Annotated in this window: 7 protein-coding genes; 6 read left to right on the forward strand and 1 reads right to left on the reverse strand. The window is 41.1% G+C overall.

The annotated features are described in order from the left end of the window. Positions 1–255 precede the first annotated feature (255 nt). The 4 genes from AB4209_RS22095 (at position 256) to AB4209_RS22110 (ending at position 5,022) form a co-directional block, all read left to right on the forward strand. Positions 256–1,362, forward strand: coding sequence for an SAVED domain-containing protein (locus AB4209_RS22095; RefSeq protein WP_372057394.1), 1,107 nt, complete (start codon positions 256–258; stop codon positions 1,360–1,362). A gap of 9 nt (positions 1,363–1,371) precedes the next feature. Continuing rightward, positions 1,372–2,736: an SMODS domain-containing nucleotidyltransferase gene (locus tag AB4209_RS22100; RefSeq protein ID WP_372057396.1), complete on the forward strand. Its 1,365-nt coding sequence runs from the start codon at positions 1,372–1,374 to the stop codon at positions 2,734–2,736. A 525-nt stretch (positions 2,737–3,261) separates the two neighbouring features. Next, positions 3,262–3,576: a hypothetical protein gene (locus tag AB4209_RS22105; RefSeq protein WP_102338697.1), complete on the forward strand. Its 315-nt coding sequence runs from the start codon at positions 3,262–3,264 to the stop codon at positions 3,574–3,576. Between the two features lie 3 nt (positions 3,577–3,579). Next, positions 3,580–5,022 carry a DUF4041 domain-containing protein gene (locus AB4209_RS22110; RefSeq protein WP_372057398.1) on the forward strand — a complete coding sequence of 481 codons (1,443 nt, stop codon included), beginning with the start codon at positions 3,580–3,582 and terminating at the stop codon, positions 5,020–5,022. A 772-nt stretch (positions 5,023–5,794) separates the two neighbouring features. Here AB4209_RS22110 and AB4209_RS22115 read toward each other — a convergent pair. Continuing rightward, positions 5,795–8,548 carry a cation-translocating P-type ATPase gene (locus AB4209_RS22115; protein WP_372057400.1) on the reverse strand — a complete coding sequence of 918 codons (2,754 nt, stop codon included), beginning with the start codon at positions 8,546–8,548 and terminating at the stop codon, positions 5,795–5,797. A gap of 765 nt (positions 8,549–9,313) precedes the next feature. Between AB4209_RS22115 and gloA the strand changes: the two genes are divergently transcribed. Continuing rightward, positions 9,314–9,730, forward strand: a complete 417-nt coding sequence (gene gloA, locus AB4209_RS22120) for a lactoylglutathione lyase (protein WP_372057402.1) — start codon at positions 9,314–9,316, stop codon at positions 9,728–9,730. 199 nt (positions 9,731–9,929) lie between these two features. Next, positions 9,930–10,364: a DUF2753 domain-containing protein gene (locus AB4209_RS22125; RefSeq protein WP_004734047.1), complete on the forward strand. Its 435-nt coding sequence runs from the start codon at positions 9,930–9,932 to the stop codon at positions 10,362–10,364. Positions 10,365–10,417: the final 53 nt, after the last annotated feature.

Below are 10,417 nucleotides of genomic sequence, written 5' to 3' on the forward strand. Positions count from 1 at the left end.
CAAGTGTCGTCTACCCGACCATTTCTACTTAGTGCTTTTACTCGTTCATATCCTGTTAATGAGCTTTTGCAATACTAAAAGTTATCCATTCTTCTTACGTTGTTCGCTGTTAATCCCCGAGATGTAATACGGGGTGAAAGTCTGTACAAACGAATACACAACCAAATATAAATGTGCATTTATATACATACATCAATACTCAATAAGTATCTTATAGGTTAGAATCAATTACTTTCTATATATTGGACTTGAAGTTTGAAGTGGATAGATCAACTACTTGATTTTGGTTATGTAATTTGTCAGCGCCGACTTTCAGGTTCGCGCTATCTTATGGGCTTAGGCATAAAGCTCTTTACTCTTACTGCTATTGGCTCACTTGCATTTCAGTTTAGCAATGGTGAGTACTCATTCATCATTGATACAGCGTCTGACTCAACATATGAAATTGCGACGTTGGTAGGTGTGTATGTCTCAATAGTAATGATCGTCGTAGGATTCTTCTTTGAAGTTTACGCAATGCTATTTGGTGAGTCAGCCTCAAAGAACAGAGCAAAGAGTATCGATTTAAGAAGCTTAGATGGGGCTGCCGCTCCAACCCTATGCAGTAGTTTTAGTTCCACAATCGAACCTGCTGGGTTACATGATGACCTTTTCATGTGGAAGTCTAGAAAGCAGACTCTTGAGGACTGGTTAAAAGAATCATGCGCCAAACTTCAGAAGTTTTACGACGAATCACTTCAGAAATTAAATGGCTTTGAACCAAGCAAGCCACTCGCTTTAGGAGCTATAGCTCATGTTCCGCATTGCTTTACTTTAGGTTACTTGGTTGGAAATAAGCGTTTAGTTAATTACTACTGCTGGAACCGTGACAACAAGAAGAAACATAAGGAACGATGGTTAGACTGTCGAGATGCTAGAAGTAGAGGTCAAAAATTAGAGTGCTCAGAAATTATGAAAAAGCCGGAGGTCCTAGATTCTCAGGTAACAACGCTAGGCATTTCGATAGAAGTCTCTTTTGATAATGACTTAAAGACCTTTTTTGAAGATCTAGAGTTAGATCGCGCTATTGCTTATAGAGTTGAAAGTAGAAGCGTTGGAAATATGTTCTCAGATGTAGAGCAATCAAACTTTGTTGCCTCCCTTAGAACCGAAATAAATAACACTCTTCTTAAGAAGTATCCCCACGTTACTGAAGTTCATTTGACCCTTATGGCTCAAGCCTCGCTAATAATGCGCATAGGGGCGGAGTTTAATCAAAATCACCTTAGTCAACAGATAAACGTACATCACTTCGATGGTGCTGGTTACCCTTGGTCATTACAAATAAACAAAGACCAAGAAGTTAGCTATTTAATTAAGTAAGGAAACTATGTGAAACATCAAAAAATATTTACTGAATTCCTCACAGGAGTGGTCAATCTCAATCAAGCTCGAGTTAACAAGGTTACTACCACTTCGGTGTCTGTTGAGAAGTATGTAAAAGATCACGACGATTTTAAAGGGATTTTTAGAAACGCCTCGCCTCAGGGGTCATACGGACATAAGACGATTATCAAGCCAGTTAAACACAAAGAATTTGACGCTGATATAGTCTTCTTTATGGACGAAAATGATAATTGGGAGCCTAAAGACTACATCACAAAACTTCATCAGGCTTTTAAGGGGTCAAGTATCTATAAAGATATGGTTCACTATAACACTCGTTGTGTTTATCTTGATTATTCAGGTGATTTTCACATCGATGTTGTTCCATGTATTGTACAAGTAACAGAAACCGTGTTCGGTAATCATACACAATATTTGATTGCGAATAGACACACCAATGAATTTGAGCTTACTGACCCTGAAGCATACAAGAAGTGGGTCGCCGACAAGAATTCAGTGGTAGGTAACAACAACCTCATTAAATGTATTCGCCTTATCAAGTATCTTCGTGACATAAAAACTACGTTTTCATGTAAATCAATACTTTTAACCACTTTGATTTGTAATATGGTTCACGACTACGAATCTAATAGTGATGACTTCAAAGATATTGCTACCACCTTAAAGACAATTTTTACCCGCTTGGATGATTATTTGAGCTTTCACGATTCAATGCCAGAAATAGTCAATCCAGTACGAACCGAAGAAACGTTTACTCGACACTGGAATGAAGAAAAGTATGCGAATTTCAAAACAAAGATCGGCGATTATAGATCTTGGATAGAAGATGCATTTGATGAGACAGATCGAACTGAGTCTATAAAAAAATGGCGTCGTGTGTTCGGAGATAGTTTTCATTCTGTTACCAAGAAGTCAGCCACAGCAACTACCTATGATGAAATTTTGGACGAAGCAAGTCAGCCTAACTTCCCTATTCCTCCTCACTGCGCGCACCACAGATGGGAAGAAGTGGAGAACGTTGAGAGTGTCAACTTAGATGTTGAGTATCGTAATAAAAATAGCGTCAATCCGTTTGCTAGAGCTGTCCAGCAAATTGTTTTTGGCAGGAACTATTCGCTTAAGTTCATGGTTACAGATGATATTCCTCTCGGCTCAGACGTATATTGGCAAATCACTAACACTGGAGAAGAAGCGAGTAGGTTAGGTCAATTACGAGGCGGGTTTGAAATCGGTGGAAAAATCAAAGAAGAAACAACCTCTTATAAAGGGAATCACTTCGTAGAGGCATTTGTTGTTAAAGACGAGGTGCTCTTAGCAAGAAGTGGTAAGCTCGTCGTTCCTATCCATTGATAGATATAAGGCTCGCTAATACGAGCCTTTTCCTTCTTGCTTCAGACCTATTCACAGCATATTTTGGATCATTCCGAACAGTCATTTCCTCAGGATTATCCGATCACTTCTAGCCTTGCACCGAAACGAGGTATCGCAATCACAGAAATACGTATTCACCGCCAGCCACTCACACTAACTTTTCCCTATAAAATGTTATTCATGCATTGCTAATATTTGATTTCTAGTACCACATTTCTGTCCAAAGCCTTCACTGGCTGAATTTTTACCCGTGGCACTTTCTACCTCAGAAGTACCTGACTTCTTGATTCAACTCGGCAGCGCTCTTCTACAAAATAGTACTATTAGTTCAATTTTTGCAATGCAACAAAGCTAAGTTATGGGGTCGCAAGAACGATTTAACCTTCAGTTGGACCTGAAAATAGGGATATATTATTCAATCTATTTGATATAAGTAAAAAACCAGTCAAATTGATTATGTTACCATCGCCAACTCGGTATTGGCTTACTCAAAGGAGGCAGACATTGGCTAGAAGAGGTAGTGGTTTAAGAACCGTTGTGAAGGTTGCTAAGGCGATAGATCGAGCAAGCAAGCAAGCTGCTCGTGACGCTCAACGCAGAGATAAAGCTCGCCAGCGTGCTGAAGCCCAAGCACTTAGAGAACATGAAAGATCTGTACGTGAAGCTCAGCGAGAACTAAAGAAACAAGTGAAATTACAAAAGTCAGCGGCAAAGCAAGCTTTCAAAGATGCCTTGGTAGGTGCAAATGAAGAATACCTAGAGCGTTGCGAAGATCGAGCAGCCCTTAGAAAGCAATTTATACAAGAGGTCTTAAGATAAACAATGGATAACAATATACTGCTATTGGCGGGAATCTCTTTCGTGGCGATTTTGCTCACCTACTTCTTTACAAAACGATCAGCAGACAAAAAAGTTAGTCTGTATAAGTCGCTCGATGAAGCGTTAACAAAAGCTAAGAAAGAACTTGAAGCACAGACAGAAGCTAATGAGTTGGTAAAACAATCCACTAAGAACGCAAAACAAGAGCTTTCTGATGTGAGTGCTGAGACTTATGAATTGCAGGCTTTAAAAGGACAAGATGAGTCGCTTCAGCTTAGTATCCTAGAGCAGCAAGCCTCCCTTGAAGCTATTAAGGGCAGCTTAGGTGAGCTTAATAGTAAGATTGAAAAGGGTGAGCTTGACCTTAATCAGCTGATGGGGGGGATAGATTTGTATTCACGCCTTGATGAATACACTGCTCATGGCCACTTTGAGATGCCAAAATATCTATACGAGACATCAGTTCGATATGCTGAAGAAATTAAAGATATCAGACAGCAACAGAAAGATATGATCAAAGATAAGACAGCTATTACTTTCCCAGAAACAACTGTTATTTCAAGTGACAATGCATTCAACAAGAAAATTCTTAATGGTCAGGTTAAGCTGATGCTCACAGCTTTCAACATTGAATGCGACATGTTAATTAGCAAGGTGTCACCTAGCTCATTTGGTCGAACGCTGGAGCGGATCGAGAAACTAGCAAATACCTTGGAAAAGTCGGCAGCGACACTTGAGTGTGGCTTTGACATCGACTATGTCGAGCTTAAGTTCGAAGAATGTAAGCTTCAGTACCAATACACACTGAAGAAGCAGGAAGAAGTCGCGGAACAGAAACTGATCAAAGAACAAATTCGGGAAGAGCAGAGAGCAATTAAAGAGTTTGAAAAAGCAGTAGCTGATGCCGAGAAAGAAGAAAAGATGTATCGAAACCTTCTCAACAAGGCTCAGGAAGAGCTTGCCAAAGCAACTGATCAAGAACGCAGTGAGATGGAGCAGAAAATAATTCTTCTAGAGCAACAACTAGCTGAAGCTGAAGCCAAAGAAGAAAGAGCTAAGAGTATGGCTGAGCAGACCCGTAAGGGCCATGTTTACGTAATAAGTAATATTGGCTCATTTGGTGAAGATGTTTACAAGATCGGCTTAACACGTAGATTAGAGCCGATGGATAGGGTTAAAGAACTTGGAGATGCCAGCGTACCATTCCCATTTGACGTACACGCTATGATCTATACGGATGACGCACCTGCACTCGAAACAGCATTACATCGTAAATTTAGTTCTCAACGTGTTAACGCTGTCAATCTTCGTAAAGAATTCTTTAATGTCGATTTAGACGATATCAAAGAAGCCGTGGAGAAGATTGCTGGCGTAGAAGCTGAATTTAAGATGACTGCACTAGCTGAAGATTATTATGAAAGTTTAAGATTAAGTGAAGCCGCTTAAGCAAGTAAGAAATGCACTAGTATCGTGGCTCTAGTGCATTTCATTACACTTATTAGTTCATCAATGTTGAAGAATGAGTTAAGCGACTTTCCATACTTATACTAATTGATGCTTTGCTAAGTTTTGGATTTCCTAAACTCATTTCTGTCCAAAAGCGAGTTGCGGAGGCTCTTCTAAGAGTGTGATACCGATGGTCAAGGAAAATCATAAATGCCTAGCGAGTAGTGAGCTGTGCGAGCGTCAGGAGTGGCTTTATTATTTTACTTTACCATCCTTTCCTTAAATACCCTTTTGGCAGGGTGATGGTTTCACGCAGTGAGGCCATCACCTTACAAAGCCTTCTCGAAAGAAATTTCATAGAGCAATCGTTTTTAATTTGCTACTATTTTTGTAAAGAATGGTAGCGGTAATTTTGAACAAAATTCATCTACAAAAACACTGACTTTACAAATTATTCAATTTTCGTAAAGGAAAACTGAGATACAAAGGTCTTGTTAGCCTTTATATAGTGGGAATTGCACTCACTCACCCACTCAGTGAAATTAGTTTTTAGTAGATATAAGGGGACTTCAAAGAAAAGAGCGAAGATTAGTCTTTCCGTTCACAACGATTAATCAATACGGCAGCGCTTAAAGCGCTGCTTTTTTATTGCCACTCTCTAGAATCCGCCTCTACATAAGTTTTCACTTCTAATTCTGCGTTCCCAAGACAACAGGCATAAAAAATCCCGCCTTTTATGGCGGGATTCAATTATTTAGCTAAGAAGTCTGTCTTAGATAAACTCCACTTTAGTCACTTCTTTGATAGCAGATAGAACAAATGTTGGTACTGCTGCAATGAAGATTAACGATATTAAGTGATTAAACTCTAGCGCTTCTGTGCTGAATACCAACTGACCGAAGCTTGTGTACACAACGCTTAAAGACAAGATAGCCGATACTGCCACCGCACCAAGTAGGTAGTGGTTAGTGAACGGATTCTTACGATAAATCGTTGTAAACGTACGTGCATCGAACAAGCTCCAAAGTTGAGCAAAGATCAGTGTTAAAAACGCAACGGTTTGTGCGTATTGAGCACTGTAACCACCGTCGAGTGCGTAAGAGAATGTCACAAAGCTTAGACCACCTAATGCGAGACCACGAGTTAGGATACGAGCGCCTAGACCATTAGAGAAGAAGCCTTGGTCACGTTTGCCTGGCTTACGCTCCATGAGATCTTTCTCTTCTGGCTCAACACCGAGTGCGAGTGCTGGTAGACCATCAGAAACGAGGTTAACCCATAAAATCATTAGTGGAGTTAGCGGAAGTACTACATCTGGTCCCATGAGTAGGAATGCAAATAGGATTACCGAAACCTCACCCACGTTCGCTGTAAGTGCTTGGCGGATAAACTTACGTAGGTTATCGAAAATTTGACGACCCTGACGTACCGCCTTCACGATAGTACTGAAGTTGTCATCCAACAGGATAAGGTCACCTGAGTCTTTCGCAACAGACGTACCTGTAATACCCATCGCAACACCAATGTCTGCACGACGCAGTGCTGGCGCATCGTTCACGCCGTCACCGGTCATAGAGGCAACTTCATTGTTCTCTTGCTGCGCTTTTACGATACGCAGCTTGTGCTCTGGAGTAACACGGGCAAATACTGCAACCTGAGAACAGATAGACAACAGCTTCTCGTCATCCATTTGGTCAAGCTCAGCACCCGTTACCACTAGATCGTCTTCGCTACGGATGATTCCGATTTCACGAGCAATCGCTGCTGCCGTGACTGCGTGGTCACCGGTAATCATTACCGTACGAACACCAGCGCTATAACAGCTATTTACTGCATCGCGTACTTCTGGGCGTGGTGGATCCATGATGCCATAGATACCCAGGATGCTGACGTCTTTTTCAAGCTCAGGGAAATCTAACTCAAGCTCTTCTTCTTTTAATTCACGGAAACCAACGGCAAGTGTACGCAGAGCATCACCACCAAAGGTTTGGATTGCCGCTTCAAAGTTTAAATGAAGCTCTTGAGACGGTGCGGTATCGAGAGCCAAGTTGCCTGAAACTTCACAGCCAACCGTTGGTACGAAACCACCGTCAACCATGAAGCTGGTTGATTTACCAAGAACAACATCTGGCGCACCTTTCAATGCTAGGAAGTGCTTACCTTGTGGGTCACGAACGATAACAGAAGCCATCTTACGACCAGAATCGAACGGGAACTTCTTAACGATTGAGTAGCCACCCGTTGATAGCATTTCATCTTGTTTAAGACCTGCTTTTGCAGCTGCAACAATTAGTGCACCTTCTGTCGGGTTGCCACGAACCGTCCATTTACCATCAGCATTTACATATTCAGCATCGTTACAAAGCGTTGCAACAACAAGACCTTTCATCATTGCAGGGCTGTTTGTCGCTTCGACATTGTGACCTTTGGTAATGAATTCACCCTTAGGGTCAAAACCTTTACCTGACACATCCCAGTAACGACCAGACACATCGTACGCTTTCATCACCTGCATTTGGTTTTGTGTTAGCGTACCGGTTTTATCTGAACAGATAACGGTTGTAGAACCAAGCGTTTCGATTGCTGCTAGCTGTTTAGCCAAAGCATTATTCTTAACCATCTTAGTCGAGCCCATCGTTAATACGATAGTAACCACCGTTGGTAAACCTTCAGGAATAGCGGCAACCGATAAAGAGATACCTGTTGTTAGGATTTCTAACCATGGCATACCGTGGTAAACACCGATAGCACAAACAATAGCAACAACCACAAGAGCAACAACCAATAATGCGAGTGCGATGGTGTCCATACGCTCTTGCATTGGTGTTTTCGTCTCTTCCGTTTGGTTCATCATATCAGCGATGTGACCAACTTCAGTTTGCATACCTGTGCTTGTTACCACAGCAAGGCCTGTACCTGTAGTCACGATTGTTGTCATGAAGCCCATGTTTTTCTGATCGCCAAGACCAAGGGTCTCATCTTCAAGGCGTTCAGACTGCTTATTCACTGGCTCAGATTCACCGGTCAGTGCAGCCTCATCTACCGTCAGACGGTTTGACTCAAGAATACGAACATCAGCAGGCAGAATATCGCCAGTATTAATTTTGATGATGTCACCAGGAACGAGGGTTTTAGCTGGAACACTGATCCATTTACCATCGCGCATCACTTCGGCTTCTGGAGCTGCCATTTCTTTTAGCGCTTCCATCCCTTTCTGAGCTTTAAATTCTTGCCAGAACGCGATACCAGTATTGATAAGGATAATCACTGCAATAGCCATAGCATCAATCGCGTGGCCAGTAGACCAAGAAACGATTGCACCAACAGCTAGAATAAAAATCAGTGGGTTTTTATATTGATGAATATACAGTTCCCACGCAGAAGCTGACTCTTGTGCAGTCAGTTCGTTAGTGCCGTGCTTCTCTAAGCGTGCATCCGCTTCAGAAGTTAATAAACCTGTCGTTTGATCTGCGTTCAGTTCGTTTAAAACATCTGAACTTTGTTGTGTAAACCATTTACTCGTCATTTGAGTACTCCACATCAATGCCTCACGCCGAGGCTAATGTAATAAAATAATACTTATTCTTATGTGATAGAAAAATCGCACAAATCAAAAGTGAATATTTAGTCGATTTGGTGCGCTTGAAAAACTATATAGTAAGGATTGTCTATTTAGCAAAGATCGCAAAAGATACACTTGATACACACTTGACAACTACTTTGAAAACACAACCACATCAAACATCAAACATAAAACAAACAATACAAGCCCAAACTATTGTTTAAAAAAGATAAGCACAAAAAATAGACACCCTTTGCACTTTCGTAAAAACCATTGGTTATCGGCGTATTTTATCGAAAATTCCTTAATAACGAAGTAAAACATCGGAATAACCTTTCTATAAACAGGGAGATGTTGGCGTAATCATAAATTGATAAAATGGAAAGTTAGATGCCAATTGTAAAAACGAAAGGAAATCAGCAACAAGATGGAGATATAAGTCACAATTCAACAACCAAGGCCATTCTTGGCCATTACAAAAAAGACCAACACTCAAACTTACTATTTATGCAAAACTGCGAATTAAGCGCTAGTGACTGACAAATTAATAAGTCCGTCGCTCTTTAATTTCTTGTAATACAAATAAGAAAAAAGGCAGAGGGGGAGAGTAAGATAGATGATGAGAATAAGAAAATATGACCAAACTCATCATCTCTTTGGTGTTGCTTATGAGCTTGCTCATATATAGTGCTATAAAAGAAACAACCAATAACAAGCTAGGAGCAAATCATGTCAAACGGTCGTATTTTACACACCATGCTACGCGTGGGTGATCTAGACAAGTCTATCGAGTTCTACACCAATGTAATGGGCATGCAGCTATTACGTAAGAACGAAAACAAAGAGTACGAATACACACTGGCTTTCGTTGGCTTTGGCGACGAATCTCAAGGCGCAGTGATTGAGCTGACTTACAACTGGGACACCACGGAATACGATCTTGGCTCTGCTTTTGGTCACGTTGCTATCGGTGTTGATGACATCTACACAACGTGTGATGCGATTAAAGCAGCTGGCGGCAACGTAACGCGAGAAGCGGGTCCGGTTAAAGGCGGCTCTACACACATTGCGTTCGTTAAAGATCCTGATGGCTACATGATTGAGCTGATTCAGAACAAACAAGCAAGCGCAGGTCTAGAAGGTTAATTCCTTAACCTCTTTGAGAAGTTGAGTTTGAACGCCTGATGAAATAAAAAAGAAGCGAGCACTATGCTCGCTTCTTTTTTATCACTCTCCCCATAATCGATATGCTTCACCAATTATTCTTAACAATCTCATTGATGAAACTTTACATGATAATGATTATCATTTAAATTAACCACCTATTGATTAGTGAGGTAATACAATGATTAGCGAATGGGAAAAACACACGTTACTTGCCGATACTGCATTGCAGCTCGACGATCCTGTACGAAGTATTCTTCATTATCAGCAGGCTTTGAACTTAAGTGAAGAAATTACAGAACGCACCGATATTCAAGCCGATGAACGCTTACTGATCTCGGTGATTTCTTGCCACAATCTTGCTCAATTCTGGCGTTGGGCTGGCGACACTGAATACGAGCTCAAGTATCTTCAACTGGCTTCTGAAAAGGTACTCACACTGATCCCTCAGTGCCCTAATACTCAATGTTCAAGCTTTATCGATTCTATTGGTTGCTGTAAGAAAGCGCTGATCGATTTCATGAAACGCCACCCAAACCCTAAAATTGCCTCTATGGTGGAAAAGATCGATACCGCGACCAACTGTGAAATGATCGCCCGCTTCCGCTTGAATTAAACAAGTTCCGTTAAAACAACGACTCCAAATTTAAAAATCGAGTAGGAGGAGGC

The sequence above is a fragment of the Vibrio sp. 10N.286.48.C11 genome (genome assembly GCF_041469805.1).
GTDB lineage: Bacteria > Pseudomonadota > Gammaproteobacteria > Enterobacterales > Vibrionaceae > Vibrio > Vibrio crassostreae_C.

Coding starts and splice junctions, on each gene's coding strand:
- AB4209_RS22110 (WP_372057398.1), top strand. CDS start 3,580: ATGGATAACAATATACTGCTATTGGCGGGAATCTCTTTCGTGGCGATT.
- AB4209_RS22115 (WP_372057400.1), bottom strand. CDS start 8,548: ATGACGAGTAAATGGTTTACACAACAAAGTTCAGATGTTTTAAACGAA.
- gloA (WP_372057402.1), top strand. CDS start 9,314: ATGTCAAACGGTCGTATTTTACACACCATGCTACGCGTGGGTGATCTA.
- AB4209_RS22125 (WP_004734047.1), top strand. CDS start 9,930: ATGATTAGCGAATGGGAAAAACACACGTTACTTGCCGATACTGCATTG.